Origin of the sequence: Rhodohalobacter sulfatireducens, from assembly GCF_022012475.1 — a bacterium.
GTDB classification, from domain to species: Bacteria; Bacteroidota; Rhodothermia; order Balneolales; family Balneolaceae; genus Rhodohalobacter; species Rhodohalobacter sulfatireducens.
Genome location: NZ_JAKLWS010000010.1, coordinates 113,515 through 139,978, shown reverse-complemented (window position 1 = coordinate 139,978; position 26,464 = coordinate 113,515). Strand labels below are relative to the sequence as shown.

The following is a 26,464-nucleotide window of genomic DNA, read 5'->3' as shown; positions in this document are numbered from 1 at the left end:
TCTGGATTACGCTTGCGTAATCACACCCCAGCGGGGTGAATGGTATTGTAACCCCGGGTGGAGGCCTCGTGAAGAGCGGAGCTCTGAAGAGAGGCTGCAGCCCGGGGATGGGAAGGCTCTCTAAACCAAATACCCCGAGGCGGTGGGTATTGAAAAAGCAGGAGATCATTCGAGGGGTAGCGCAAAAAAAAAATGCATGAATTTCATAACTGGCGGTATGAAAGCAGGAGCTTGGGAACGATTTATAGTTGTTGAAAAGGGGCACAAGTGGACACTTTCGCCAGTTGGGGAGAAATTTAAGATAGGTGAACTGTTCGTCAGAAGTATATTAAACAGAGGAAGAGGTAAACTTTTCAGATAGGATAAAATGTCTATTAAATATCGATTTCTCGCATCTGTTCTGCTCTTAATTTTTTCCAGTTGTAGTATTATTTCATCCGATTCTGACCAGAAAACTATAGTCCGGGTTCAGGCAATGGAAAACAGTTATACTCTTGATAGAGAGACTTCTATTGGTTTGAAGATAGAAAATGTGTCATCCAATACGATCTACTATTCAACGTGCGGCAACGGTAGAGTTCAGGAATTGGTGGGCTCTGAAATAAATGAATCCGCTGTCTACGTGAACCCATGTTATTGCATCTGTATAATTTCTATAGAATCCGGTAAAGAGAAAGAGCTTTTTGTTCCGGGTTATTTGATACAGGATAAGAATGAACTCCAATTCTCATCAAATGTAAGATACCAGGTCTTCCCTCATTTCTATAAAGATCAAGATTTGAAGAATCGAATTTCATTAAGCGCCTATGAGATGACACCGATAAAAATTACCGGGATGTAGTATTGAGAACTCTTTGATTCATTGAAGAACTCAAAGAGTTCAGAGTGAATTTCTGAAAAAAGAGTCGCCAGATGAGTGGTCGTACAGTTTACTTTTCTTAAATCCCAAAAGACTCATCCGATGACTTTAAAAATCAATCCTGCTTAGCACTAGAAACTACTGACAGCTCATCGTCTTGCTGAGTGTGTTTGTGAGGTGTTCTTGAGGCATCAATCACCTGTATACAAATTGCCCCGACGATAACCAGCAAACCGGCGATAATTTCATACAATGAGGGATTTTGACCAATGGATAACCAAGCAATCAACAATGCGGCAATCGGGACCAGGTTTCCATAAATAACAACCCGGGTAGGCCCCAGTAACCGGAGCGCACGTACTTTTACCCATTGACCTACACCCACTCCAACAGCACCACCGGCCAGGATGGCGATCCAGGTCCACATACCAAGATTCAGCCAATTTTCTTGTACAAGAGAGGGGGAGGCTATTAAAAGATACAGGGTACCACCAATAACGGTTCGCATCGCCACCATGCTGACGGATCCGTATTTTCGTGCAAGAGGTTTGATGAGGTGTAACTCAACCACAGTGAGTACTAATGCGATAAAAAGAAGCAGATCGCCGGTCCAGTAGCCCTGTTCAACAAAAAGACCGTCGTAGGCGAGAGTGAGGGTTCCAAGCCCAGCTAATACAACTCCAAGATATCCTATTTTTCCCATTTTTTCGGTGCTTAGAATATATCCAAAACCTGTACTTACCGCGGGGCCCAATGCCAGCCAGATTGAAGCCCGTGCACCGTGAGTCAGACCGAGGCCTTCGATTCCCAACCAGGGAGCCAGGGTTGCTCCAAGCACCGAAACCCAAAGAAGCCGCATCCAGTCTTTCTTGTCAATTTTGGGAAAAAATTGAAATGAGTATCCCGTTTGTTTGGCATCTGCATAGCATTGTGCATATAAAACAGCCAGCATGGCAATACCGCCCATTGCAAATCTCGAGACGCTGAATGAGATTGGGGCCATCTCTCGAAGTGCAACCTCTGCCAGTATAAAATTGGCTCCCCAAAAAAAGGTAAAAAGAAGAAGAAGACCGTGATGAGAGAGCTCCTTCCCGGGATTTTGTGCAGTATGTTCAGAGTGTTCAGATTCAGCCAAAAAGTTTATCCGTTAGTCAGCTAATTGTAAGAGTATTGCAGACAACAAATTAACCGGATATTAATAGTAGGTATCATTCGAGCAGAATTTAATATAAAACAATAATAGTGTAATACTTATTGCCAAACTGAACTGTAATAAAGTTTTAAAATTTACCATTAACTGAATAGAGGGTTTGTAAATAAAAAACCGATTGAGATACTTAAAAAACAATTTCCATATCTCAACCGGTAAGAATATTGACAGAAAAATGCCTTATTTAGTCAACAGGAATTTTACTTCCATATTCATCAAGCCACTCATTAAAAGATTTCAATTCAGGATTGAGTTCTTTCGATCGCTGGACATCACGGCTTGAGTTGTATACGTCATAATCGCGATAGAATTGGAACATATTGCCGAGATCATCAGCACCGGGAAATCCAAATCCTCGATATTGTTCGGGAGTCACTGCATGATAGGTAACATCTTCTCCAATAAAATCTGACAGAGATTTTGCTACATCGTTAAACGAAATATGTTCACCGGCTATACCGATTCTTTCGCCAACCATCTCTTTGCCCTTTTTAAAGATTCCGAATGCACATTTGCCAATATCATCAGCTGCAATACCTGCCATCTTTTTATCACCCATTGGAAATGCAATTGCCAGATTGCCGTCTTCTCCTCTCTGAGGCCCCATCCCAAAGTGGATCATATTATCCCAGTAGAAAGAAGCAAGTAGATATGTGGTTGGTACGTCATACTCTTCAAAAAACTTGTCGGCCTCGCCTTTTGCATCAAAATGCGGAACGTTATACTTCTCCTGCAGAGTCGGCATTTCATCACTGTCAAGCGGAATGATCTCCCGGGTATCCTCGAGTGTGGACCATATCACATGTTCCAATCCCTCTTCACTCGCTGCTTTCGCATAATTTTTGATGTTGTTGAACTCCTTCTCCGGTGAAAAATGCTCCCAGAAGAACGTTACAAAAAATGCTCCGTAAGCACCGTTAAGAGCCTTTTTGATATCTTCGAAATTATCGATATTTGCCTTTACTACCTCAGCACCTTTATCGGCAAGGGCTTTTGCACTATCTGAACTTGGGTCCCTTGTTACAGCGCGAACTGAGAATTCGCCATCCGGATCTTCCAGAATTGAATGAACTAATCCGCTTCCCTGTGCACCGGTTGCTCCAAATACTACAATTTTTTTGTCAGCCATATTTTTTAATGATTTATAATTTAATGTTAAATGAATATAGAATAAGAAAACCTGCTATCCAACTTCACATGCATTAATGAATCAATAACCCATGGAAAAAGTTCATAGCAGGTAATGAATTATATTCCTGAATTAATTTCAAGGTTTACACTTCCATTAAAAGGATCTTCATCAAGTATAAATTCACCATTATCGGCAGAAACGGTCACAGACTGCACCTCATCAGTGCCTGGCAGATAAACGATTCCTGATGCCGGCTCACCATTGGCTGAATACACTTTAAGTTCAAGATTCGACCAATCCATATCTTTGGTTGACTGTGCAAGCTCAATATGTGGAATTACTGTTCCACTTTTTACCAATGCTACAATAGGTATGTCACTGGCCTCAATAGTATGCCAGCCGCCTTCGTACGTTTCGCCGGTTTGATAATCGATCCACGTTCCGGGTGGCAGGTAAACATGGCGCTCTTCAACATTCTCAAAAAGAGGGGCAACCAGCATATCAGATCCAAAGAGGTATTGATCATCGATCAGCCATGAACCGGGATCATCGGGGTATTCCACGAATAGTGCACGTACCATCGGCAGGCCGCGCTCAGCACTGTATTTGCCTTGAGAGTAGATGTATGGCATCAGCCGGTATCTCATGTTATCGGCCCTGCGGAAGCCTTCCAGGAATTCATCGCTGTACTCCCAGGGTTCCGTTGGCGGATTTCCATGTGAACGAACATGTGAGGTCAGCATTCCGAAGGGGGTCCAGCGTCGATAAACATCTTCAGGTGCTGCCGTAGTGAAGCCGCCAATATCATGACTCCAAAAGGTGAAACCGGTAAGCCCTAATGAGAGTCCGCCTCGCAGTGTTGCAGACATCGCCGTACTTGTGGTAGCCGCGTCACCGCCCCAGTGAACCGGGTAACGCTGACTTCCCGCCCAGGTACTTCTTGCCCAAATGAATGGATACCCGGTAACTTCCTCAGTTATATCCGCAGCAGCCTTGTTGTAGCGTAGTGGGTAAAGGTTATGTTCATACCACCCGGTTCGTCCGGAATGATATAAACCATCTTCCGGTGCGGCTTCTCCGAAGTCAACTTTAATGGCGCCGACCCCCATTTTCATTAACGGTTCCAATTTGTTTTGATACCAATCGACCGCTTCCGGGTTGGAGAAATCGATGATGGCATCTTCCACCGGAATATTTCCTTTGCGATCTTTTATTGCGAGGTCGTTTTCTACCAACTCATCATAGAGTGCGTTTTTCGGTGTCATGTAGGGGAGCTGCCACAGCGAGATATGAAACCCCATATCTTTAAAATCACTGATCATTTGCTCGGGGTTGGGGAATCGATCTTCCGGGAATTTGTAGTCGCTTCTCCAGTCAACGCCAAACCAGCCTGTATCGTAGTGAAGCACATCTGCGGGGATCTCCAAATCCCGTAGTTGATTGATTACATCACGCCCATCCTGTTCAGAAAAATAGGTGATGCGGCTCATCCAGAATCCAAATGACCACAGCGGTGGCATGGAAGCCTTACCGGTTAACTCGGTGTATTCATCCAAAATATCTTTAGGTTCACCGATAAAGAAAAAGAGATCGGCTTCATCATCCCCAATCATCATAGAATTGACAGCATTGTAATATTTACCCACATCAACGGAGATAGGGGTGGAGTGGTGCATAAATACGCCGTAGCCGCGGTTACTCATATAGAATGGAATCGGTTTGTACATGGTCTCGTTTTGGGTACCGTTTGAGTCATCAACCCAAAGCACAACTTTCTCTCCCCGTTTGTTGAACTGCGTGAATGATTCACCAAAACCATAAATCTTTTCACCGGGTTGGAGAGACATTACCGCGGCATAACTCCTGGAGTAGTCACTTGCCCTTCGAACATAGGAAAAGGGCAGAACCGGCGTGTATGTATCGGTTACATCTGAACGGTGAACCGTACTGGTCAGTAGTTTTCCTTCATCGTCATAAATATATACATGCCAGGGCTTCACTGTGATTAAAACACGGCCGTGCTCACTTGTATATTGATGTCCGTCTTTAACTTTGGAGTATTGCCATGCATCTCCGGCATTCGGAGCCTCGCCATCTACCAGCATCAGGGATTCCCTTTCCACGAACTGCGGACCCGACGAAAGTTTGATTCGAACTGTTCTGGATGAAACAAATTGAATAGAAAACGGCAGTTCCGGGCTCGCGGCATACTCTGTGGTTGGAAATTCGTTGGGATCCACCGGGTTGAGGCCCGCCAGCATATTATTGAAAGCCATTCGGGTGGAATACTCATACCGGTTGTATTTTAACGTTCCGGAGGCACTTTCCGGGTCAAATGAAGTCAGTTCATCCGCCAGGTAGTATGTGTTTTTGAAATTTGTAAAATCGGGTGAGATATCTGTTGGCTCATTTAAAATACCCGTTCCCTGTAGCTGAGCAGAGGCTTTATTTACAAATAGAAATACAAGCAATAGTCCGAATAGAAGTGAAAATTTTTTAATCATAGTTATCCTCTGGATTAAGTCGATAATTAGTTTTCAGACTTATGAAATAATTTTTTTGAGCTTCTCTTTTCTGTCTGAACCCCATTGTTACAATTTAATAAAATTAGCTGATTCCAAAAGCTAAATCGGTTTAAATTCATCTATTTCGAGAGAAATAGTTTTAATTTCATCTCCAAATTCTTATCTCTAAAAAGTAGCTTATTTTCAGTGTTTAACCTTTTTGAACGTTTTAATTGCCTGATGAAAAACAGAATCTGTTTTATTCCATTTTTAGCCATTCTCTCGGTTTCTTTTCTGCTTAGCTGTAAATCAACAGAAGAGATGGTGGATTCCAAACAAATGATAGTGAAGGAATCAGAATCACAACTGCAGATGATGGTTGAGCATTCTGATGTCTTTTCCTCCAATGTTACCGGATTTGTGTTATATGATCCTGAAGCAGATTCAACGCTCTATTCTCTCAACGGCCATAAATATTTTACACCTGCCTCCAATACCAAACTGTTTACGTTTTATGCAGGGCTGAAAGCACTGCCGGATACATTACCGGCGCTCGAATATGTAATAAATGGGGATTCACTCATTTTCTGGGGTACAGGTGATCCCTCATTTCTCCATCGGGAATACGGCTCAGATAAGGTGTACAATTTTCTGAAAAAAAGTCCTCAGCAATTATACTATTCCGATTCACATTTCGATGATGAACCATTGGGTGCCGGTTGGTCCTGGGATGATTATAATTCCTATTATTCAGCCGAAAAATCTCCATTCCCAATCTATGGTAATATGGTTGAGTTTACGATCGAGAGCATTGAAATCAACCGAATTAAACGGGTTGATGGAGAGCTATTGATTGAACCTGAATTGTTTCAACAGAACATTGAGGAGGAAACTGGAGATGAACAACAAATTCTGTTGAGGGATCGGACCGGGAATCGTTTTGAATATTATCCAAAATCCGACACAACCAGTTATGAATATCTCAAACCGTTTCATTAGACACCGGAATTAATCACAGAGATGTTGACTGATACGCTGGGCAAAGATGTAGATTATATTGAGGTTGAAAAGCCGTCTGATACCAATCTGCTCTATAGTATTTCTGCAGATACGGTTTACAAACGGATGCTCCGGCCCAGTGATAATTTAATTGCCGAGCAGCTTTTACTGATGATTGCTTCTGAACGGGGTGAGCCGATGAATACAGGAAATGTAATTGGACAGATCAAAGATAATTACCTGGATGATCTCCCGGATGAACCTCAATGGGCAGATGGGTCCGGCCTCTCCCGATACAATATGTTTACGCCGAGGTCAATTGTTCGCCTGCTTCAAAAAATTGATGATGAGTTTGAAACTGATGAACAGATGTACGAGCTGTTTCCGGCCGGAGGGGAATCGGGAACTATCGAAAGCTGGTATGCCCATCGCGATGGGGGAGAGCCCTATGTGTATGCTAAAACAGGAACTTTGATGAACAATCACTGCCTCTCTGGTTTTATTGCAACCAATAGCGGACGCAAGTTGATCTTCAGTTTTATGAACAATCACTATGTTACTTCATCCTCCGTAGTCAAGGAAGAGATGGAGAAAGTATTGTGGTATATTTACTCAAACTATTGAGCCGTCCATTTTTAACATCTTCAGGTTAATTTACACCCAGAATTATTCTCGATTTGATGTGACCTGGAAGCGATCGTAATTTTCGAGCTTTCGAAGCCTTTGATGTTCATTTGGGCCCATCTGGTGAAAAGAGCTTCCTCCATCATCAATGAAAATCAGATACCCGTCATCCGTAAAAATGGCAATTGATTCATCCGGTAGAGCAGTAAGATCTCTTACCCGGTGCCCCAAATCTATTCGTTCATCATAGATAACCCGGAGTGAATCATCCAACCGTAATCTTCGCAAACTTTGATTCGCCCTTGTTCCAACAATGAGGTCGCCCGACCAATATCGAAATTTATCACCCTGAATTCTTAACAATGCCGCAGGTGCTATTGAATTTGGCCAGGAAAACACCGGTTTCTGATATCCTGTATGGCGGCCGTAATCCCGGCCGCCTGTTAATCTATATGTTGGAACATACCAAACACCCAGCGAAACCAATGGCCAGCCGTAATTTGTACCGGGCTTTATGATATTGAGTTCATCACCACCCAAAGGTCCATTTTCAGTTGACCAGATTGTTCCGCTTTCATCTATAAACAAACCGGCGGGATTCCTGTGTCCAGTTGAATAGATTGACCAGTCTCCGCTTTTTTTATCCACAACTACCATTTTACCATATGGAATTGCTGGATCCATGGAGTAGGCTTCCGCATTGTTTAATCCATGCCGCATATATTCACCGATGGTTACAAGTAACTGGTTTTCGTTGAACTCAATAATAGTACCTCCGGAAACTGAACCCTCGTACGGGTGTGAAGAAAGATAGTGCTCCGGATTGGGATCAATACAGGGCTCCGCTGTAAAAATTGTGTTCCAATTTGATACTTGATTCACGGTTAGATCGGTAAGCTTCAAATCTGTTGAACTGATATTATGGGTGATACAGTTTTCAGTTGAATCAAACCCATTATGCGATACAAACAGCCGATAAGTTGTAGAATCAACCTGCTCAGAATAAACACCATTTACCCGGTACCAGATCAACTCGACGTCATCGTTAGTAAAAATACCTGAGTTAAATAATTCCTCCAGGTTTAAAGGCACATCTTTTGACTCTACATTGAATTCCCGGAATTTATCAATATCAAAAGCCTGTATGCTTCCTTTATTCGTGATCAAAAAAAGGATAGATCCGCTATTACTGATTCCGCCGCCACTTCCAATTTGATCTCCAATTTTTACTTTTTTAATAAGAAGCCTTTGAAGAATTGTGGATTGAGTTGAACCCGAAATATTCTCAGCTGAGAGTTCCATTTCAAAAGTACGATCCAGGATGTCTTTGGCATGCTTGATCTGTTGAAAAGGAAACATTCTGTAGGTTCCAACGGAAACCCCATAGATGAAGAACACCAATAGCAGGGGAATGAGCCAAAAATATTTTTTAATCATTGCAGCAGTATATCAAAATTATATCTCACTAATATAATCTTAATTGCAATTCAATTATCATCAAAAACACATTGGAATTCCTTAATGAACAGGGGTAAATTAACTGTAATAGAATATTGCTCAATCGTTTACATTTAATGAATATCATCTGCCATTTGAAATCAATTAAAACAATCCTAATCACAATAATTTTGTCCTTTGCCTGGATTGGCTTCTTGAATGGACAAAAAATTAACGAAGATTATCGGCTGCATATAAAGAAAGCCTCTTCGGATATTCAGGTTGACGGCGTGATTGATGAACATGCCTGGAGAGAGGCTGAGATCGCCACAGACTTTTTTATGATTACCCCGATGGATACCAGTTATGCCGAGCTCCAAACTGATGTTCGCATGACATATGATGAAGAATATCTATACCTGTTGGTTGAAAATTATCGTGCTGAACCGGGAACAGAGAATGTAGTCGAATCACTTCGAAGAGATTTTAGCTTTCCGCTCAATGATAATTTTTTGCTCGCTATGGATACATTCGATGATAAAACCAATGGTTTTTCATTTGGAGCCAACGCCGCAGGTGCAGAGTGGGATGGAATGATGTATAACGGTGGCAGGATGAACCTGAGCTGGGATAACAAATGGATATCAACTGTAGTAAACTACGAAGATAAATGGGTGTTTGAAGCTGCTATTCCATTTAAATCTATACGATACGATGATGAAATTACCGAATGGGGAATCAATTTCAGTCGATTTGATCTTACTTCAACGGAGAAATCTGCATGGGCTCCGGTGCCTCGTCAATTTCCTTCTGTATCATTAGCGTATACGGGTGTGCTTGTATGGGATGAACCGCCACCGCCTGCGGGTTCGAATATCTCTATCATTCCTCATGTATTAGGAGGTATTAATCATGACTTTCAGAAAGAGGATTCAAGATCGTACGAACGCGATGCAGGGTTAAACGCCAAGATCGGTTTGAGTTCATCTTTAACATTAGATTTAACCGTGAATCCTGACTTTTCCCAGGTTGAAGTGGATGAACAGATCGTTGACCTGGAACGTTTTGAGCTTTTCTTCCCTGAAAAACGGCAGTTTTTCCTCGAGAATGAAGATCTTTTTGCCAGTTTCGGGAATGAAGATATCCGTCCATTCTTTTCCAGGAGAATTGGATTGGATGCTCCTATTCATGCCGGAGGGCGATTAAGCGGTCAAATTAATCAAAACTGGCGACTGGGAGTTATGAATATGCAGACGGGATCCGCTGATAATATTCAGAAACCGGGTCAAAACTTTTCAGTTGTTTCCTTAAAAAGGAGAGTTTCTTCTCGATCAAATATTGGATTTTTGTTTGTAAACATGGAATCAACCGGAGATCTCTTTGATGAAAGCGATACTCAATATATGGCACCTGAATACGATCGGAATGTAGGTGTGGAGTATAACCTTGCGACAGCAAACAATTTATGGACCGGGAAATTTATGATGCTTAAATCTTTTGCACCCGGCGAGAATGACCGAAGCTTTAGTCATGCAGCGAATCTTCTGTATTCAGACGGGAATTGGCGCGCAGAATGGGCTCAAGAATATGTTGGAAGAGATTACTCTGCCCGGGTTGGTTTTGTACCGAGAAGGGGGTATGTCCGTTGGAATCCCAACTTGCAATACCTTTTCTTTCCTTCCGGTGGAGGCTCAGTACTGAGTCACGGTCCATCCGTTCGATCGTCCGTTTATTTCAATGAAGATTTTCAGCTGACAGATTATGAAAATCGATTTGCCTATAATCTTAATTTCAGAAATCGAAGTGAACTTAGTGCATTTGTCAGTAACTATTTTGTTGAGCTTCAGGAACCTTTCGATCCTACCAATGTGACAGGTGAATTTCTCCAGCCGGGTACCGAACATGAAGCTTTTCGTTATGGATTGGAGTTTAATTCGCATCCTCAAAACTCGTTTACTTACAGCTTTTCCGCTGAAAACGGGAGTTTTTATGCAGATGGAGATCTACTGACACTTGCAAGTGAGCTTGGATATCGTTTTCAACCATATGTAAATGTATCACTTAGCACAAGTTATAATGATCTTGGTTTACCACAACCTTGGGGAGATTTTGATTTTTGGCTGATTGGAACCCGGCTGGACATCACCTTTACAAAAAATCTGTACCTGACCAGTTTTACGCAGTATAATGAACAGTTTGATAATGTGAACATAAATACCCGACTGCAATGGAGATTCCAGCCTGCATCCGATCTTTTTATTGTATATACGGATAACTACATCCCCGGCTCATTTGATGTTAAAAATCGCGCCCTCTTGTTTAAATTCACCTATTGGTGGAATATTTGAAATTCCCCCTTCGAAGTGGGAATGATCAGTCAAAGACGGATCGAGGGGGATGACCAGTACTGACATTTGTGAAGAATCCTGTTCAAGAAAATTATCGCCATAAACCCGAATTCTGCGATCCAAACGCTTCGGGAGGACTCTCGCAGGTTCTCATCTTTAATCTATTTTTATGAAACTAAAAGACAGAGTTTTCATTATTACAGGGGCCACAAGCGGAATGGGCAAAGGAATTGCCCTGAAGTTTGCTGAAGAGGGAGCTTCACTGATTTTAAACGGAAGAGATCCAGAAAGGGGAGAGGCCGTTTTGAAGGAGGTCAAGCATCGAGAAGTAGATGCCCTGTTCATCCAGGGTGATATTGGTAAAGAGGCTACCAATAAACATCTAGTCGATAAGGCAGTTGAAAAATTTGGAAAACTGGATGGTTTGGTTGCCAATGCAGGCTTTTTGGGATTAGGTTCTATTACAGAACTGGATACAGAACTCTGGCACAGAACATTTCAAACTAATCTCGATTCTGTTTTCTTTCTATTGAAGCATTCAATTCCCGAGTTAAAGAAAGCAGGAAAAGGCGTGGCTGTAATTAATAGCTCTATTGCAGCGTATAAATCATTTCCTAAACATGCTTCTTACTGTGCTTCCAAAGCAGGAGTCTTAGCACTTACCAAACAAGCGGCTGTAGATTATGGCCCGGAAATCAGGATCAATGCTATCTGTCCGGGGCCTGTAGATACTCCGCTCTTACACGATTCTGCCATCGCATTTCCTGACCCGGAAATGGCTGTACATGAAGCAGAAAAAGCTACATTGATGAACCGCTTAGGGAAACCAAAAGACATTGCCCAACTGGCTCTATTCCTGGCTAGTGACGATTCCTCCTGGATTACCGGTTGTGCATATACCATAGATGGCGGAATTATGGCGAATTCTTGAATTTGCGCTGAAATCAAATTTTGAGAAAGAGCCTGTTCCGATATAAGAAATAGAGAAAGAGCCAGACTAAAATCATAGCACCGAATGCAATAAAAACTTCATGCCAAAGTGCAGGAAGGGGATTAATGAGCCCTGAAAAGAGCAAACGGGAGGTAGTTCCAAAATCGATGAAGCGATAGGCAAGATAAATCGTAAGTGAGTTAAGACCGATTACCTGGAAAAAGAAAGCCCATCTCCGGTAATTTTTAATATCAATCAGCCAGTAGAAAGCGGCCATAAAAAGAAAAGCCATTCCTGAAGTCAATAAAATGAATGAACTTGTCCATAAATGCTTATTCACGGGAAAATGGAGTCCCCATAAAAGTCCAATGATCATACAGATAATACCTGCCATGATCAGAGACTGAAACTTCTGAATCTTCTGAGCACCTGATCTCAAAATATCTCCGGCATAAGAACCCAACAAAGTAATGCAGAGTGCAGGAAATTGAGTGAGTATACCCAGTTCGTCATATGTACCCTGTAATAATCGTCCGGGGAGGAAATTTCGATCGATCCAGCCAACCAGATTCCCTTCGAAAGAGAGATCTCCTGCACCATAACCGGGAACGGGTATTAAATATAAAGCAGCATAGTAAACTAATAATATTCCTGCGACCCAAAATAAGCGACCTCTTTGTGAAAAATTCAGGTACAATATTGTAGTTGCCATCACAGCAATTCCAATCCTGCCCAAAACGCTCACAAACCGTATTTCAGACGGTTCAAAAAAAGGAACGGGTGCATTTTTGTAGAAAATTCCCAAAACGATCAGGATGATCATCCGCCAAAAAGCTTTTTTATAAAGAGCGTTTTTGGTTGACCCAATTTTGCGTCTCTTATTCAGAGAAAAAGTAAGTGAGATACCGGCTATAAACAGAAATAGGGGGAAGATAAAATCATAAAAAGTAAAACCGTTCCATGCAGGGTGGGTCATCTGCAGTGCAATCCAGTCAACCCATTCCAAACCCGTCTTATTTTCCATTAAAACAAGAAAGGTAGCTCCACCGGAAATGAGTAACATATCAAATCCCCGCAGAGCATCAATCGAAAGAATTCGTTCAGACCTATTTTCCGCAACCTTAGAACCCATGTTCAATAATCTATTTCAGCAGTTTAAGCTGATAACATAGGTAAAAGATGGTTCATGTTTTAGATAAAATTATCTCTTTCTGCAAAGATTTTTAATGAAAGATGTCGAGCCAATACTTCAAAAAAAAACCTGTTGGAAAAATGGTCAAATTGTCCATTTCCAACAGGTTAGATTGTTTGAATAAGAACTAGATGTCAATGGCGGACCACTTCAACTTGTTCACCATAGTAATCCATTACAGCCTCGTAATCAGACATATCCAGATCTTCAGGAATAACAGAGGTTTTCTGCTTGGCTGAAGTGTGATCTTCGGTACTGTTCGCTTCTATCTGAACAATATGGACTTCTTCATATTGTTCACCAGGGCCGTCTACAGCTTCAATATAAAATCTAATCCTAGATTCATTTTCTTGCCAGATATGGCCTGTATAGTATTCAGTTGCATTACCAAAACCCCATCCAGGTATATCGAGAAACCAACCCGTTTGATATTTTAAGTAATAATTCCAGGAATTTTGATTGGCTTCAGATTCGGTCTCAAAATTTATAAATAGACCTTCAGTATCCGTATAGATTGGATCTGAATTAAAATCATGCCCATCAAAAATATGCAAAGTAACATTCGCATTTCCAGGAGGCCCCTGCGGCCCTTCAGGCCCTTGATCACCTTGTGGCCCCTCTGGCCCTGCAGGTCCGGTTGGCCCTTCAGGTCCCTCACAACCGAGTATTAATATAAATCCTAAAAGTATAGATGATAGTAGTTTTATTTTTTTTGCTCTCATGTTGATTTATTTAATTGAAATTAACATCTAACTTAAAAAAAAGATGTGCTGGAATGTCAAACATCAACTTAAAAGCATCATTGTTTAAAATGAGCAGATATCAAATATTAAAATGTTTAAAAATAAAAAACCTGTTAACTGTGTTGATTGGTTAAATCACAGCCAACAGGTTTATTTGATAATATTATTTTACTAATACTCTAATCCATAAAAATCCATGGTTGCATGGTAATCAGCAAAATCCGGTAGTTTTTGTTTGGCAGGTGTACTGCTTGGTATAAGAATATACCTGAATTCAGTATTCAAGTTGATAGGCCAAGCTGTATTGTCTAATTCCTGGCTTAAAATTGTTATTCGTTCTGGCGTAAATGGAGCAAAGGTTATCAGTTTATCCTCATCTCCACCGATTCCGGCCAATGTATATGGGAGGGGAGTTATCATTCCCAATAGTTGATAGTAAACTATAATAGTACCACCATCAATGATCTCCTGCGTGAGTTGATCAGCTGGAATATGATATCTTGTGTAATTTCGACCTATTAGACTTGTATCGGCGGGAGTTGCAACATCACCAAGTCGAATCCATTCAGAAGAGATTACGTTAGCATTACCATCTTCACCGGGAGGTCCTTGAGGCCCTTCGGGTCCTAGTTCACCCTGTGGCCCTTGCGGTCCTTCCGGGCCGGTTGGCCCTTCCGGTCCTTCACAATTCATAATAAAAATTAGAGACAAGCTTGATATAACTATTAGCAGATATTTGAGTAGAGAGGTTCTCATGGCTTATTTGTTTAGTTAGTGTTTATCCAATTGGAAGCTTCGTTTTAATTTTTTCTGATCTTTAAATTTCATCAGAGTACTGAGTTTACACTATAATATATGCGAAAAGAACTTGCTGTTTCTCTCAAAGATGTATTGTGAGCTGATTTTTAGAAGGGGCAGCACAAATAATCCTGTTCAATGATTGGTTAAATATCTCAGAGAACTTAATTTAGTGGTGATTCTCATCAATTTATTTTAACCTGTTAAATTAACTTTTATGGATATCATCACAAAAGATCTACACTTGAAGACAAAAGGATTTTCAGACATCCATAATATTACACCGAAAGTGGATGCGACTGTAAAAGAGACCGGATTTAATGATGGATTTTGTCACATTCATGTAGTCGGTTCAACCGCTTCTATTTCAACGATGGAGTTTGAGCCCGCCCTTGTAAAAGATATCAAAGAGAAACTGGAGGATTTTGCATCGCAGAATATGAAATCTCACCACTCAGAAACGTGGGGCGATGACAACGGGTTCTCACATATTCGTGCCACTTTTATGGGGCCCGGAATAACAGTTCCTATTCGTGATGGCAAGTGCATCCTCGGAACCTGGCAACAGATCGTTGTGCTCGATCATGACAATCAATCAAGAAAGCGGCATGTGATCGTTCAGGTAGTTGGGAAATAATTGTATAGAGCCACCTTCAAGAGTGCGCCAGCTCCTTGAAGAGTGGCGGGGTAGGACACAGATTCTTTGAAAAACGTGAGTAGCAGTAGGAGTCATCGGATGAGGATTTTGGATAAATGAACAAATTTTATGGAATTTCCACTTATCCGATGACTTGGGAGCACAAAAAAATTCGACATTTTACTTTCCATGTCAGATATTCCGTTGGCCTAAAAAATAAAACGGAGTAAACTTATGTCCGGTAGTCTCGTAGCGGCAATTTCTCTTGTACTCTTTTTCGTAGGATATAGATACTACTCGAAATTTCTTGCAGAGAAGATCTACAAGCTCAATCCCAATTATGTAACACCTGCCCATAAGTTCGAGGATGGAGTGGATTACGTTCCTACCAACAAATATATCCTTTGGGGACATCATTTTACATCCATAGCCGGTGCAGCTCCAATCGTGGGTCCGGCTATAGCCGTTTACTGGGGGTGGTTACCGGCTATGCTTTGGGTTGTTATAGGAACCATTTTTGCCGCAGGTGTTCATGATTTTGGTGTGATGGTACTCTCCGTTCGAAACAAAGGTCAGTCGATTGGAATTTTAGCTGATAAAATTGTGGGTCGCAGAGCGAAGATTCTATTCCTGTTTATCATCTTAATTCTTGTATTGATGGTGAATGCCGTGTTCGCGTGGGTGATCTCTAACCTTTTTATCAGTTTTCCAGCAAGTGTTCTCTCCATATTTATTCAGATTCCACTTGCTGTATGGATCGGGTATCGTTCCTACAGGAAAACCGGCAGCATGCTCATTCCATCCATCATAGTTCTTTTTGTGATGTATTTTGCAGCCATCATTGCCAGTTATGTGCCGGCGCTGCAGATAGATTTTGTTCGTTATTTCGGAGGTGAGGAGAACACTGTAATAATGGGCTTAAACGGTGTTGAGATCTCATTCCTTTTGTGGATTATTATCCTGATGATCTATGTTTATATCGCTTCAACATTATCCGTATGGAAGTTATTACAGCCGAGAGACTTTATTAATTCACACCAACTGATTGTTGGTTTGGTAATTCTATATTTGGGTTTATTCGTAATGAGTCCGGAAATTACTGCTCCTACAACCAATGAAGCCGCAACTGATGTCAGTTGGTTCCCGCTATTATTTATTACAATTGCTTGCGGAGCTATATCCGGATTTCACGGATTGGTATCATCAGGAACCACTGCCAAACAGTTAGATAAAGAGACTGATGCCCGTTTTATCGGGTATCTTGGAGCTGTTGGAGAGGGAGCACTTGCCCTGATTACTATTGTAGCAGTGGTTACTTACTTCAACACAACAGGTGAATTTCTTGATACCTATCACTCTTTTGCCAGTGCGGGATCTTCAGGCCTCAATATTTTTGTGCAGGGAGCGGCTCAATTAGCTACAGCTCTGAACATTCCGCTGCAAGCCGCTGAGACCATAATAGCAGTGATCGTTATAAGCTTTGCAGCTACCACTCTTGATACTTCCGTCCGTTTGATGCGTTACATTATTAACGAGCTCGGACAGGAGTACAGCGTAAAACCGCTAACGAAGATGCATATCTCCACCTCAATTGCAGTAGGAGCGAGTGCTGCGTTAGTTCTCATTCCGGAAGGCCCGAGAGGCATTGGTTCAGGCGGTTATCTTCTGTGGCCCCTGTTTGGAACATCAAACCAACTCCTGGCGGCAATCAGCTTGTTGATTGTTACTATCTGGCTCAAGCGAAAGGGCAGAAACTACATCTATACACTCATTCCATTGTTGTTTTTAATTTTTATGACTCTTTGGGCAATGATACAGCAGGTGTTCTTTGATTGGTCCGGTTTTGGAGCAACGGAAGGGAATATGCTTCTTTTTATTTTTGGGGCTATTATTCTGTCGTTTGCTGTCTGGATAGTACTGGAAGCACTGTTCTTATTTCGAAAGGAATCAGACGGGTAAAAAACGATTCGGTACCAAGTGATAAAACCCGTAAATTTGCTTTTTTTAAGAAGTGATAATTTTGCAAATTGAATGCAAAGAAACATTGAATAACATCAAGCATGGAACATACTACAGACGATAATATCGAAGATTCATTCCCTCATGAAATTGAAGGGTGGAATTGGGGTGCATTCTTTTTAAACGGTTTCTGGGGAATTGGGAACAAAACATATATTGCCCTGCTTGCATTTGTGCCGGTGATTAATGTTCCGGTTATGATTTACCTTGGATTAAAGGGAAATGAGTTGGCCTGGGGTAATAAGAATTGGGAGAGTATTGAACACTTTAAAGAAATTCAAAGAAAGTGGAATATTGCCGGGTTTATCGCCTTTGTGATTTATGCTATTGTAGTTTTATGGGAATTTTGGGGGATCTTTGCCGGGTGATTTAAATATGCTTACGATAAAATCGTTTAGCATGATTTTTTCCATTTGTTTGAAAATTGAAGATTTGATTCTGCTTACATTATGACTCACGGTACCCACAATGCTCTTGATGATCCGCGAAATGAATCCATAAAAATCTTTGTCAATGGTGAGCTCCTTCCAAGAAGTGAAGCCAAAATATCTGTCTTTGATAGTGGGTATTTAGTAGGGGATGGCGTCTGGGAGGCCTGCCGACTACATAAAGGTGTTCTTGTTTTTCTTGATCTTCATTTGAACCGTCTTTGGACAGCCGCTAAAACGGTTGGTATGGATCTTCCATTTTCCAAAGAGGAGTTGACTAATGAAATTTGGAAGACACTGAATGCCAATGGAATGGAAGATGGAGTTCATGTTCGTTTTATGCTCACCAGAGGGATAAAAAAGACTCCATCACAAGATCCGCGATTAACGGTAAGCGGACCGAATTTGGTGATTATTCCCGAATTCAAAAAAGCATCACCCGAGACCAAAAATAAAGGAGTTACGCTTTTCACCAGCACAATCCGAAGAGGCTCCCCCGATTATTTAGATCCGAGATTGAATTGCCATAGTAAACTTCACGAAGTGCAGGCACTGATACAGGCGCTGGAGGCCGGAGCAGATGAAGCTTTGATGCTTGACGTGAATGGTTTTGTATCTACCTGTAATGCCACCAACTTTTTTATGGTGACAAATGGTGAAGTTTGGACCTCAACCGGTCAGTATTGTATGAATGGAATTACGCGTCATAACGTAATTAGAATTTGTAATGACTACGGAATTCCCTGTCATCAAAAGAATTTTTCTCTGTTTGATCTATATGGCGCCGATGAAGCATTCGTAACCGGAACGTTCGGCGGACTTACTCCGGTACCGGAAGTAGATGGCCGCAAGATCGGAAATGGTTCTCTTGGAGAGATTACAAAAGACCTTCAACAAAAGTACGAAGCTCTGATTGAGGAGGAAGTACGAAAGGCGAAGCTGAGCTGATAAACAGATATAGAAAATCACTTCCTTGAGTGAAGCGCAATCCTGTTTCCTTCGGTATCTAAAAACAGTGCCATATATCCTATATCCGGGCTGATCTCTGTTTTCTCCTGGAGAATTTTACCGCCTGCTTCTTCAATCCGATTTAGTTCGGTATTTGTGTCTTCAGAAGAAAAGTATACCAGTGTGCCATCTTGAGATGGAGAGTAAGTTTCATGATGGACGAGTGAGCCTCCTGCACCTTTCATATCTTCATCCCAGGCAAACCAGGCCATGTCGAAATCGCCCATTGCATTTCGATCAAGTTTGCAATCAAAAACGGTTTCGTAAAATCTGATTGCACGTTCCATATCTGCGGTTGGAATCTCAAACCATCCTACAGTTATAGGTTTTTTATTTGCCATATTGGTTATTTGTTTTGATTGATGTTAGTAGAAAACTCCCACAAAGTGATCCCTATGGGACAAATAACAAGCTCCAATTTTCAAGCAATTGAATTAAAGCACTTCAAAAATATGAGTCGAATGTTTGTTATTTGTGATTTGGTCATTGGAATTTTCTCATTTGTTCATGTTTTAATAGTACTGAAATCCATCAAATAATCAATTCAAAAAAATTCTGTAAGGGATTTAGAAAATCCGGTTCATACAAGTAAAAAGGAGATATTATGAACCGATCATTGATACTTTCGAGATTGCGAATTGAAATTCGAAGAAAAGAATCAGGGTACCCGACTGAGAGAACCATGGTTCGAATCGTCCGTAATTTTTTGGAAAGTATGTCGCTTTCCCATTCATCCCAAATAAGGCAATGGCATAAAGATCTTTATCTCTCAAAATTGAAGAGCAATCAGGATACTTCGGAAGAGGAGTTGCTTCAAACTAAATCCTCACTCTTATTTTTATTTGAGCGAGTGTTAAAGCCTTCCAACACATTTGTTCAAACTGATGAAAACTCCGAACCGGAACCGGGCGTGTTTCGAATTACGGGATAGACGTTTATTTGCGTTTATTCACCACAGCAAGAGTACAGCGGGAGATGCAGACCAACTTTCCGCTCTCATTTTTAATTCGGGTTTCCCAAACTTGTGTTTGTGAACCACGATGAATGGGTTTGGATATCCCAACAACTTTGTTGCCTTCGGAAACCGGTCTCACGTGATTGGCATTGATTTCAAGGCCAACAACGATCTTATTTTCATTTTTTAGATTTAAATACCCACCAACAGAGGCCAGCGTTTCTGCAAGAGCGACGGAAGCACCGCCATGTAAAATTCCCATCGGTTGAGTGGTATTTTCATCTACCGGCATAGAAGCCCGCATCTCATCACGGCTTACATATTCGAACTCCAATCCCAGTGCATCTGCCATGTTTTTTTTCTGTCGTTTATAAAATCCCTCGAACTTTTCCTTGATCTGCTGTTCTATATGCATCTGGAATTGATTTGAAAATTAGTTAAACACTATGAAGTAATAGAAAAAATCAGTGTCAGCTACGATTAGCAATAAAATATCGATAAATCATCAAATTTTTTTCAAAGAAATTTTTAAAAGTCACAGCAAAATGTTACTTATTAGGTAACGGTGTTAACCAACCTCAGTTTACTAAAAAAGCGGTTTTTTAACTATGAATTCTTCAAGTCACACACTACCGGAAATTGTATTCAAAGGACTTGAAAATTACGGGGAAGGATTATTCGCTTCATCGAAGAGAGATGGCACTTGGCATGAAATCAACGTCTCAGACTTTCGTGAAAAAATTATCAATTTTGCTCTCGGTTTATACGATCTGGGAGTAAGATCGGGGGACAAGGTATCCATTCATGCCGAAAATTCAGCCGAATGGCTTATTTGTGATATCGCAATCCTGTCAATCGGTGCAGCGGATGTTCCAATCTATTCAACACAACCCGGGGATCAGATTAAATACATCCTGGAGAATTCTGATTCAAAAGTTCATATAGTTTCGGATGATGAGATTTTTGCTGAGACAAAACCTCTTATAAAGGAGATCGAGACTGTTAAAGCAATTATCACTCTATATGGCTCAAAACATAAAAAGTTAAAGCCTTTTGAAAGTATCCTGGAAAGGGGCGAGAAGCTTCGTAAAGAAAAACCGGATCTGTTTGATTCACTTAAAAGCGAAGTGAAATCAGAAGATCTTGCCACGTTGATCTACACATCCGGAACCACAGGAATGCCAAAAGGGGTGATGTTGACCCACAATAATATTGCATCGAATGTCTTGGCATCAATGGAAAAATTACCGTTCGATGAGAAAGAGTTCTACCAGGAAAGGGTACTGTCGTATCTGCCACTCTCACATGTTTTTGAACGCATGATTGACTACATGTACATCTATATGGGTTGCAGGATCTTTTATACAGAAAATATCGAAGAGATCCGGGATGATTTGATGCATGTCAAGCCTTTCTTCTTTGCAACGGTGCCGCGTCTTCCCGAAAAGATACAGACCGGTGTAAAAGTGAAGGGGCAGGAATTTTCGGGAATCAAAAAGTCAATTTATTATTGGGCTATTTATCTAACCGAAGAGTACAATCCTGAAAACCCACCGAGTGGTATTGGTGCACTGAAACACAAAATTGCTGACAAATTTGTTTATCAGGAGATAAGAGAACTTTTTGGAGGTAATTTACGCGGGATGGTAAGTGGCGGGGCTGCATTATCACCCGAAGTTTTTAAGTTCATGAATGCCATTGGGTTGATATGTGTACAGGGGTATGGATTAACCGAAACATCTCCGGTTATTACAGTGCAAAAACCGGGTGAAATGAGAATAGGCACATCCGGGAAACCTCTTCGGGATGTTGAAATTAAGATTGCCGATGATGGAGAGATCCTCGCCCGCGGTCCCAATATCATGAAGGGATACTACAAAAATGAAGAAAAAACGAAGGAAGTATTTACGGATGACGGGTGGTTTAAAACCGGGGATGTAGGTAAAATTGATGAGGATGGGTTTTTATACATCACCGATAGAAAGAAATCGATGTTTAAGCTCTCGACCGGAAAATATGTGGCACCGCAAAACATTGAAAATAAACTTCAAAATTCCGGTTTTATCGACAGGGTCATTGTCATAGGCTACAAACGAAAGTTCTGCTCGGCCCTGATTATTCCAGATTACTCGAATGTGAAAAAACGATTAAAGAGGGATCACTATACTCCTGAGGAACCCTACTCTGAGGATGGAAAAATTCGTGAGCTTATTCAACGTGAAGTGGATAAGGTGAATAAAGAGCTATCACCCTGGGAGAGAATCAAAAAATTCGTGCTTTTGGAAGAACCTCTCACTGTGGAAGCAGATGAGTTGACTCCAACGATGAAGGTAAAACGAAATGTAATTAATGAAAAATTCAGCGAGGAGATTGAGTCTATGTATGAGGATGAAGTAAAAGCAAATGGAGGTGATTGATGAGTTCATCTCCTTTGCAAGAAGGGGTTAGGAGATGTAGCCTTTTATTTCAACTTTCGAAAGAATTTAAAGTGTTAAATCCTAACAGAACAAAAAAGCAGCGCCAATATCACCGAAATAATATGACAAAATGGGAGATTCGTTTATAGAAGGATCTTCAACAAATGTTGGGCTACAAAGTTAGACGATAGTATGGTGTAAATAATTACGTCATTGATTTCTATTGCCCAGAACTAAAACTGGGAATTGAGGTGGTTGGTGATGTTCATTATATCTATGGAAGATGTGTTGAGGATCAGAAAAAAGATCGGATACTCAAAAAGTGTGGCATTAAAGTAATTAGGATTTCAACACTTGATTTAAAAAGAGATTATGAAAGTATAATTGTCTATTTGGAAGATAAATTCAAGAAAAGAGCGAAAGAGATTACAGATAATTGAACCACCCCTAAATCCCCTCCTTAAGAAGGAGGAGAATTCTCCACAAATTTGAAATTTAAAGAGTACAAATGCAGAAATTCAACATCCAAAATGTAGTAATTCTTGGAGCCGGAGTGATGGGAAGCCAAATTGCGGCTCATTGTATCAATGCCGGACTAAAGGTGAAATTGTTAGATTTGAAATCCGATGATGAAGATCGACCCAATAAAATTGCAGAGGAGGCGATTCAGAAACTTCAAAAAATGAATCCTGCTCCGCTGACAATTTCTGATTGGGCAGACAGAATTACCCCCGGAAATTTTGAGGATCACCTGGATTGGATTTCAAATTCTGACTGGGTTTGTGAGGTGATTATAGAGCGAATGGACATCAAAAAAGAGATGATGTCTAAAATTGAAAAGGTTCGAAAACCGGGGACGATTATAAGCTCCAACACATCAGGGTTGCCCATTTCAGAGATTGGGGAAGATTGTTCGGAAGAATTTAGGAGTCATTTCTTGGGAACTCACTTCTTTAATCCTCCTCGGTACATGAAACTTCTGGAGATTATCCCTACCCAAGATACCTCAGAAGAAGTTGTGGAGTACATGACCGGTTTCTGTGAGAAGATTTTGGGCAAAGGTATTGTTCAATGCAACGACACACCAAATTTTATAGCAAACCGAATTGGTGTCTTTTCGATGGCTTCCATCATGCCATGGTTCTTTGACGGAAAATTTCGAATTGAAGAGATTGATGAACTAACAGGTACTCTAACCGGGTATTCTAAAGCCGCAACGTTTAGAACGGCAGATATGGCAGGGCTGGATGTGTTAAATCATGTGGCTGAAAATCTGCTTCCCGCTGTTCCTGATGATGAACGAAGAGAGATCTTTGAATTACCTGATTCCTTTAAAAAAATGGTCGACGAGGGAGCTCATGGCAATAAAACGGGTCATGGTTTTTACAAAAAAGTGCAGACCGATGATGGAAAAGAGTATCATGTCATCAACTCGGATAATTTAGAATATGAACCTCAGAAAGAGGTTCATTTTGATTCAGTTAAGGAGGCAAAGAAGAAGTTTAAAACACCTGAAGAGCGGCTCAAATATTTAGTCAATCAGGATGATGAAGTTGGAAAATTCCTTTGGGAGATTCACTGTGACTTGCTTCTCTATTCAGCTAATCGTATTTCGGAAATAACAGATTCGGTTGAATCTATTGACAGAGCGATGCAATGGGGTTTTAACTGGGAATTGGGTCCCTTTCAGCGTTGGGATGCAATTGGAATTCGAGAGTCTGTTAAAAGAATGGCCTCGGAAGGAAGAGAAGTACCTGATTCAGTGAAAGAGATGTTAGACAGTGGCCGCGATTCATTTTATGTAGATGGTACAGTTTATAACCTGGTTTCAGGAGAAGCTGAATCGATCCCGCCACCGGCGAACAATGCCATTACGGTAAATATTCTGAAGAATCAGGATCAAGAGGTTTGGGGAAATAAGAGTGCCGGTTTGTATGATATGGGTGATGGAATCGCACTTTTTGAGTTCAGAACCAAGCAGCAAACACTTGGATTTGAACTGGTCCAATCCGTTGAGGAAGCGTGTGAAATTGTTAAAGAGAAATTTGACGGACTGGTTATCGGGCATGATCATGAGAATTTTAGTTATGGGGCGAATTTAGCTGAAGCGGGCCATGCATTGAAAGAGGGAGAATTTTCCAGAGTGAAAGAGGCGGTGGAGAATTTTCAGCGAGTGGCAGTCGGACTCAGATATCAACCCTTTCCGGTGGTAGCTGCCGTTTCCGGCCGAACCTTTGGTGGTGGAGTTGAATTTATGATGCATTGCGATAAAGTAGTGGCTCATCATGAATTGTATGCCGGACTTGTTGAGCTTGGAGTAGGATTGATACCCGCCGGTGGTGGCACAAAAGAGCTCTTATTGCGGGCGATGGAGAAGGTTCAAGTGTCTGAAGATGCTGATCCATTACCATATTTAAAACACGCATTCAAAACTATAGGTTTGGCCAAAGTATCCGACAGTGCTCATAAGGCAATAGAGCTGGGGTACCTGCGACCCTCAGATGTGATTGTAATGAATCGGGATTTGATTCTGAATACGGCCAGGGATCATGCAAGAATTTTATCAGACCAGGGATATCGTCCGCCGGCTGAACCGAAAATCAAACTTACCGGAAAAACAGGGTTTAGTGCATTAAATATCATGTTGTATATCATGAGTGAAGGAAATTATGCAAGTGATTATGATAAAGTGCTCACCCGAAAAGTGGCAACGGTATTGACCGGTGGAGATATCAGTGAGTCTCAGGAGGTACCTGAATCAGCCATTTTGAAACTTGAACGTGAAGCGATTCTGGAATGCTTCCGGGATAAGCGAACCCACAAGCGAATGGAGCACATGCTGAAGACGGGGAAACCATTAAGGAACTAGTTGTGAGTTGATGAGTTCTGAGTTTTGAGTGCGACTCATATTGATGCTCAGAATTTTACAGCTCACAAACACATCATATGCAAAAAATTAAAAAAGTAGAAATTAAACTCAGAATTCAATGACTCAGAACTCAAAACTCGAGACCGAAGTTGTAATCGTAGCAGCCAAAAGAACCGCTTGCGGGAAAGCGAACAAGGGTTCACTTCGATTTACTCGTCCGGATACGTTGATGGGTGAAGTGATCAAAGATTTACTGAAGAATTCAAAAGGTGTTGAACCCGATATGATTGATGATGTGATTGTTGGTTGTGCCTTCCCGGAAGCATCGCAAGGGCTGAATATTGCCCGTCAATGTGCAATTCTGGGTGGACTTCCGAATTCGGTCCCCGGGATGACCGTGAATCGGTTTTGTTCGTCAGGACTTCAAACGATTGCCATGGCAGCTGAACGAATCATGGCTGGCGGGGCAGATATGATTATTGCCGGTGGGGTAGAGTCGATGAGTTTAGTACCGATGGGGGGATTGTCCTTTCAACCCAATCCTGAACTTGCTGAAGATCGGCCGGAGATCTATATAAGTATGGGGTTGACGGCAGAAAATGTTGCTGAGAAGTATAGTGTAAGTCGTGAGGATCAGGATGAATTTGCACTAAAGAGCCATCAAAAATGTGTGAAAGCTTGGGAAAATGGTTATTTCGATGACCAAATCACACCGATTGAAGTCACACACAAATTTGTGACTGCTGATGGCGAAATGGATAAATCTATTTTCAATTTTCAAAAAGATGAAGGGCCAAGGCCCGATACTTCTTTAGAAGCACTGAGCGGGTTACGACCGGTGTTCAAAAAAGGTGGGACTGTAACTCCCGGGAATTCCTCTCAAATGAATGATGCTGCAGCAGGTGTGATGGTGATGACTCTCCAAAAAGCAGAGGAACTGGGACTTGAACCAATCGCTAAATATCATGGTTTTTCAGTTGCCGGAGTTGCTCCTGAAATTATGGGAATTGGCCCGGTTGAGGCGATTCCGAAAGTTTTGAAGCAAACAGACATAAAACTGGACGACATAGATCTCATTGAATTGAATGAGGCTTTTGCGGCACAATCGATTGCTGTGATTCGGGAAACAGGGTTAGACCCCGAAAAAGTGAATATCAATGGAGGAGCGATCGCGATGGGACATCCTTTGGGTTGTACCGGAGCAAAATTAACCACTCAGATTCTTTACGACTTAAAACGCCTCAACAAACGTTTCGGCATGGTTACCATGTGCGTTGGCGGAGGAATGGGAGCTGCCGGAATTTTTGAAAATTTGAATTATTAGATGAAAGATGGAGTGCCGCGAGTGCCTCGC

General features: G+C 41.4%; 23 protein-coding genes and 1 pseudogene. 15 read left to right on the top strand and 9 right to left on the bottom strand.

Translation table 11 applies throughout. The annotated features are described in order from the left end of the window. Positions 1–142 precede the first annotated feature (142 nt). A complete protein-coding gene (locus tag L6773_RS10095) occupies positions 143–361 on the top strand; it encodes a hypothetical protein (protein ID WP_237853991.1) in 219 nt (72 codons plus the stop codon). A gap of 6 nt (positions 362–367) precedes the next feature. Next, entirely contained in the window at positions 368–841 is a 474-nt protein-coding gene (locus tag L6773_RS10090; RefSeq protein ID WP_237853989.1) for a hypothetical protein, read from the top strand. 133 nt (positions 842–974) lie between these two features. Here L6773_RS10090 and L6773_RS10085 read toward each other — a convergent pair whose 3' ends face one another. The 3 genes from L6773_RS10085 to L6773_RS10075 form a co-directional block, all read right to left on the bottom strand. After that, positions 975–1,994 carry a DMT family transporter gene (locus L6773_RS10085; RefSeq protein ID WP_237853987.1) on the bottom strand — a complete coding sequence of 340 codons (1,020 nt, stop codon included), beginning with the start codon at positions 1,992–1,994 and terminating at the stop codon, positions 975–977. Positions 1,995–2,253: 259 nt separating this feature from the next. Further along, the gene (locus tag L6773_RS10080; protein ID WP_237853986.1) at positions 2,254–3,198 is read right to left on the bottom strand and encodes an NmrA/HSCARG family protein; all 945 of its coding nucleotides are present in this window, start codon (positions 3,196–3,198) and stop codon (positions 2,254–2,256) included. A 119-nt stretch (positions 3,199–3,317) separates the two neighbouring features. Continuing rightward, positions 3,318–5,705: a glycoside hydrolase family 31 protein gene (locus L6773_RS10075; RefSeq protein ID WP_237853984.1), complete on the bottom strand. Its 2,388-nt coding sequence runs from the start codon at positions 5,703–5,705 to the stop codon at positions 3,318–3,320. A gap of 240 nt (positions 5,706–5,945) precedes the next feature. Between L6773_RS10075 and L6773_RS10070 the strand changes: the two genes are divergently transcribed. After that, entirely contained in the window at positions 5,946–6,704 is a 759-nt protein-coding gene (locus L6773_RS10070; RefSeq protein ID WP_237853982.1) for a D-alanyl-D-alanine carboxypeptidase, read from the top strand. A 21-nt stretch (positions 6,705–6,725) separates the two neighbouring features. Then, positions 6,726–7,328, top strand: a complete 603-nt coding sequence (locus L6773_RS10065) for a D-alanyl-D-alanine carboxypeptidase (RefSeq protein WP_237853980.1) — start codon at positions 6,726–6,728, stop codon at positions 7,326–7,328. Between the two features lie 42 nt (positions 7,329–7,370). On the opposite strand, the gene L6773_RS10060 is transcribed toward L6773_RS10065, so the two are convergent. Then, entirely contained in the window at positions 7,371–8,765 is a 1,395-nt protein-coding gene (locus L6773_RS10060) for a PQQ-dependent sugar dehydrogenase (protein WP_237853979.1), read from the bottom strand. Positions 8,766–8,956: 191 nt separating this feature from the next. Here L6773_RS10060 and L6773_RS10055 point away from each other — a divergent pair, with 191 nt between their 5' ends. Then, positions 8,957–11,113, top strand: a complete 2,157-nt coding sequence (locus L6773_RS10055) for a DUF5916 domain-containing protein (protein ID WP_237853977.1) — start codon at positions 8,957–8,959, stop codon at positions 11,111–11,113. Between the two features lie 169 nt (positions 11,114–11,282). Further along, positions 11,283–12,044, top strand: coding sequence for an SDR family NAD(P)-dependent oxidoreductase (locus tag L6773_RS10050; RefSeq protein ID WP_237853970.1), 762 nt, complete (start codon positions 11,283–11,285; stop codon positions 12,042–12,044). 13 nt (positions 12,045–12,057) lie between these two features. Here the strand turns inward: L6773_RS10050 and L6773_RS10045 are convergent, their stop codons facing one another. From L6773_RS10045 to L6773_RS10035, 3 genes are all read right to left on the bottom strand, one after another. Further along, the gene (locus L6773_RS10045) at positions 12,058–13,176 is read right to left on the bottom strand and encodes an acyltransferase family protein (RefSeq protein ID WP_237853968.1); all 1,119 of its coding nucleotides are present in this window, start codon (positions 13,174–13,176) and stop codon (positions 12,058–12,060) included. A 194-nt stretch (positions 13,177–13,370) separates the two neighbouring features. Next, positions 13,371–13,958, bottom strand: coding sequence for a hypothetical protein (locus tag L6773_RS10040; protein WP_237853966.1), 588 nt, complete (start codon positions 13,956–13,958; stop codon positions 13,371–13,373). 192 nt (positions 13,959–14,150) lie between these two features. After that, positions 14,151–14,735 carry a hypothetical protein gene (locus L6773_RS10035; protein ID WP_237853994.1) on the bottom strand — a complete coding sequence of 195 codons (585 nt, stop codon included), beginning with the start codon at positions 14,733–14,735 and terminating at the stop codon, positions 14,151–14,153. A gap of 259 nt (positions 14,736–14,994) precedes the next feature. Between L6773_RS10035 and L6773_RS10030 the strand changes: the two genes are divergently transcribed. From L6773_RS10030 to L6773_RS10015, 4 genes are all read left to right on the top strand, one after another. Next, a complete protein-coding gene (locus tag L6773_RS10030; protein ID WP_237853963.1) occupies positions 14,995–15,414 on the top strand; it encodes a secondary thiamine-phosphate synthase enzyme YjbQ in 420 nt (139 codons plus the stop codon). Between the two features lie 234 nt (positions 15,415–15,648). Next, positions 15,649–17,373: a carbon starvation CstA family protein gene (locus tag L6773_RS10025; RefSeq protein WP_237853953.1), complete on the top strand. Its 1,725-nt coding sequence runs from the start codon at positions 15,649–15,651 to the stop codon at positions 17,371–17,373. A 101-nt stretch (positions 17,374–17,474) separates the two neighbouring features. Beyond that, complete coding sequence (locus L6773_RS10020; protein WP_237853951.1) at positions 17,475–17,801, top strand: hypothetical protein; 327 nt, start codon at positions 17,475–17,477, stop codon at positions 17,799–17,801. Between the two features lie 81 nt (positions 17,802–17,882). After that, entirely contained in the window at positions 17,883–18,809 is a 927-nt protein-coding gene (locus tag L6773_RS10015; RefSeq protein ID WP_237853949.1) for an aminotransferase class IV, read from the top strand. A 17-nt stretch (positions 18,810–18,826) separates the two neighbouring features. Here the strand turns inward: L6773_RS10015 and L6773_RS10010 are convergent, their stop codons facing one another. Continuing rightward, complete coding sequence (locus L6773_RS10010) at positions 18,827–19,210, bottom strand: VOC family protein (protein WP_237853947.1); 384 nt, start codon at positions 19,208–19,210, stop codon at positions 18,827–18,829. Between the two features lie 263 nt (positions 19,211–19,473). Here L6773_RS10010 and L6773_RS10005 point away from each other — a divergent pair, with 263 nt between their 5' ends. Then, positions 19,474–19,800 carry a phage integrase N-terminal SAM-like domain-containing protein gene (locus L6773_RS10005; protein WP_237853945.1) on the top strand — a complete coding sequence of 109 codons (327 nt, stop codon included), beginning with the start codon at positions 19,474–19,476 and terminating at the stop codon, positions 19,798–19,800. 4 nt (positions 19,801–19,804) lie between these two features. Here L6773_RS10005 and L6773_RS10000 read toward each other — a convergent pair whose 3' ends face one another. After that, positions 19,805–20,239, bottom strand: coding sequence for a hotdog fold thioesterase (locus L6773_RS10000; protein WP_237853943.1), 435 nt, complete (start codon positions 20,237–20,239; stop codon positions 19,805–19,807). A gap of 193 nt (positions 20,240–20,432) precedes the next feature. On the opposite strand from L6773_RS10000, the gene L6773_RS09995 reads away from it, so the two are divergent. The 4 genes and pseudogenes from L6773_RS09995 to L6773_RS09985 all read left to right on the top strand — a co-directional run bounded on the left by L6773_RS09995 (position 20,433) and on the right by L6773_RS09985 (position 26,434). Then, positions 20,433–22,241 (top strand): AMP-dependent synthetase/ligase, encoded by a 1,809-nt coding sequence (locus L6773_RS09995; protein ID WP_237853941.1) that lies wholly within the window; start codon positions 20,433–20,435, stop codon positions 22,239–22,241. 209 nt (positions 22,242–22,450) lie between these two features. Continuing rightward, positions 22,451–22,681: pseudogene (locus L6773_RS21730) on the top strand (endonuclease domain-containing protein); the annotation flags it as partial. Positions 22,682–22,749: 68 nt separating this feature from the next. Beyond that, on the top strand, positions 22,750–25,110 hold the full coding sequence (locus tag L6773_RS09990) for a 3-hydroxyacyl-CoA dehydrogenase/enoyl-CoA hydratase family protein (RefSeq protein WP_237853940.1): 2,361 nt from the start codon (positions 22,750–22,752) through the stop codon (positions 25,108–25,110). A gap of 118 nt (positions 25,111–25,228) precedes the next feature. Further along, entirely contained in the window at positions 25,229–26,434 is a 1,206-nt protein-coding gene (locus L6773_RS09985) for a thiolase family protein (protein WP_237853937.1), read from the top strand. Positions 26,435–26,464 lie beyond the last annotated feature (30 nt).

What these genes read in the sequence shown, in the direction of transcription:
- L6773_RS10065 (WP_237853980.1), top strand. Translation starts at nt 6,726, where the DNA reads ATGTTGACTGATACGCTGGGCAAAGATGTAGATTATATTGAGGTTGAA.
- L6773_RS10030 (WP_237853963.1), top strand. Translation starts at nt 14,995, where the DNA reads ATGGATATCATCACAAAAGATCTACACTTGAAGACAAAAGGATTTTCA.
- L6773_RS10075 (WP_237853984.1), bottom strand. Translation starts at nt 5,705, where the DNA reads ATGATTAAAAAATTTTCACTTCTATTCGGACTATTGCTTGTATTTCTA.
- L6773_RS10025 (WP_237853953.1), top strand. Translation starts at nt 15,649, where the DNA reads ATGTCCGGTAGTCTCGTAGCGGCAATTTCTCTTGTACTCTTTTTCGTA.
- L6773_RS10005 (WP_237853945.1), top strand. Translation starts at nt 19,474, where the DNA reads ATGAACCGATCATTGATACTTTCGAGATTGCGAATTGAAATTCGAAGA.
- L6773_RS10070 (WP_237853982.1), top strand. Translation starts at nt 5,946, where the DNA reads ATGAAAAACAGAATCTGTTTTATTCCATTTTTAGCCATTCTCTCGGTT.
- L6773_RS10020 (WP_237853951.1), top strand. Translation starts at nt 17,475, where the DNA reads ATGGAACATACTACAGACGATAATATCGAAGATTCATTCCCTCATGAA.
- L6773_RS10010 (WP_237853947.1), bottom strand. Translation starts at nt 19,210, where the DNA reads ATGGCAAATAAAAAACCTATAACTGTAGGATGGTTTGAGATTCCAACC.
- L6773_RS09995 (WP_237853941.1), top strand. Translation starts at nt 20,433, where the DNA reads ATGAATTCTTCAAGTCACACACTACCGGAAATTGTATTCAAAGGACTT.
- L6773_RS10060 (WP_237853979.1), bottom strand. Translation starts at nt 8,765, where the DNA reads ATGATTAAAAAATATTTTTGGCTCATTCCCCTGCTATTGGTGTTCTTC.
- L6773_RS10080 (WP_237853986.1), bottom strand. Translation starts at nt 3,198, where the DNA reads ATGGCTGACAAAAAAATTGTAGTATTTGGAGCAACCGGTGCACAGGGA.
- L6773_RS10050 (WP_237853970.1), top strand. Translation starts at nt 11,283, where the DNA reads ATGAAACTAAAAGACAGAGTTTTCATTATTACAGGGGCCACAAGCGGA.
- L6773_RS10015 (WP_237853949.1), top strand. Translation starts at nt 17,883, where the DNA reads ATGACTCACGGTACCCACAATGCTCTTGATGATCCGCGAAATGAATCC.
- L6773_RS09990 (WP_237853940.1), top strand. Translation starts at nt 22,750, where the DNA reads ATGCAGAAATTCAACATCCAAAATGTAGTAATTCTTGGAGCCGGAGTG.
- L6773_RS10045 (WP_237853968.1), bottom strand. Translation starts at nt 13,176, where the DNA reads ATGGGTTCTAAGGTTGCGGAAAATAGGTCTGAACGAATTCTTTCGATT.
- L6773_RS09985 (WP_237853937.1), top strand. Translation starts at nt 25,229, where the DNA reads ATGACTCAGAACTCAAAACTCGAGACCGAAGTTGTAATCGTAGCAGCC.
- L6773_RS10000 (WP_237853943.1), bottom strand. Translation starts at nt 20,239, where the DNA reads ATGCATATAGAACAGCAGATCAAGGAAAAGTTCGAGGGATTTTATAAA.
- L6773_RS10090 (WP_237853989.1), top strand. Translation starts at nt 368, where the DNA reads ATGTCTATTAAATATCGATTTCTCGCATCTGTTCTGCTCTTAATTTTT.
- L6773_RS10035 (WP_237853994.1), bottom strand. Translation starts at nt 14,735, where the DNA reads ATGAGAACCTCTCTACTCAAATATCTGCTAATAGTTATATCAAGCTTG.
- L6773_RS10040 (WP_237853966.1), bottom strand. Translation starts at nt 13,958, where the DNA reads ATGAGAGCAAAAAAAATAAAACTACTATCATCTATACTTTTAGGATTT.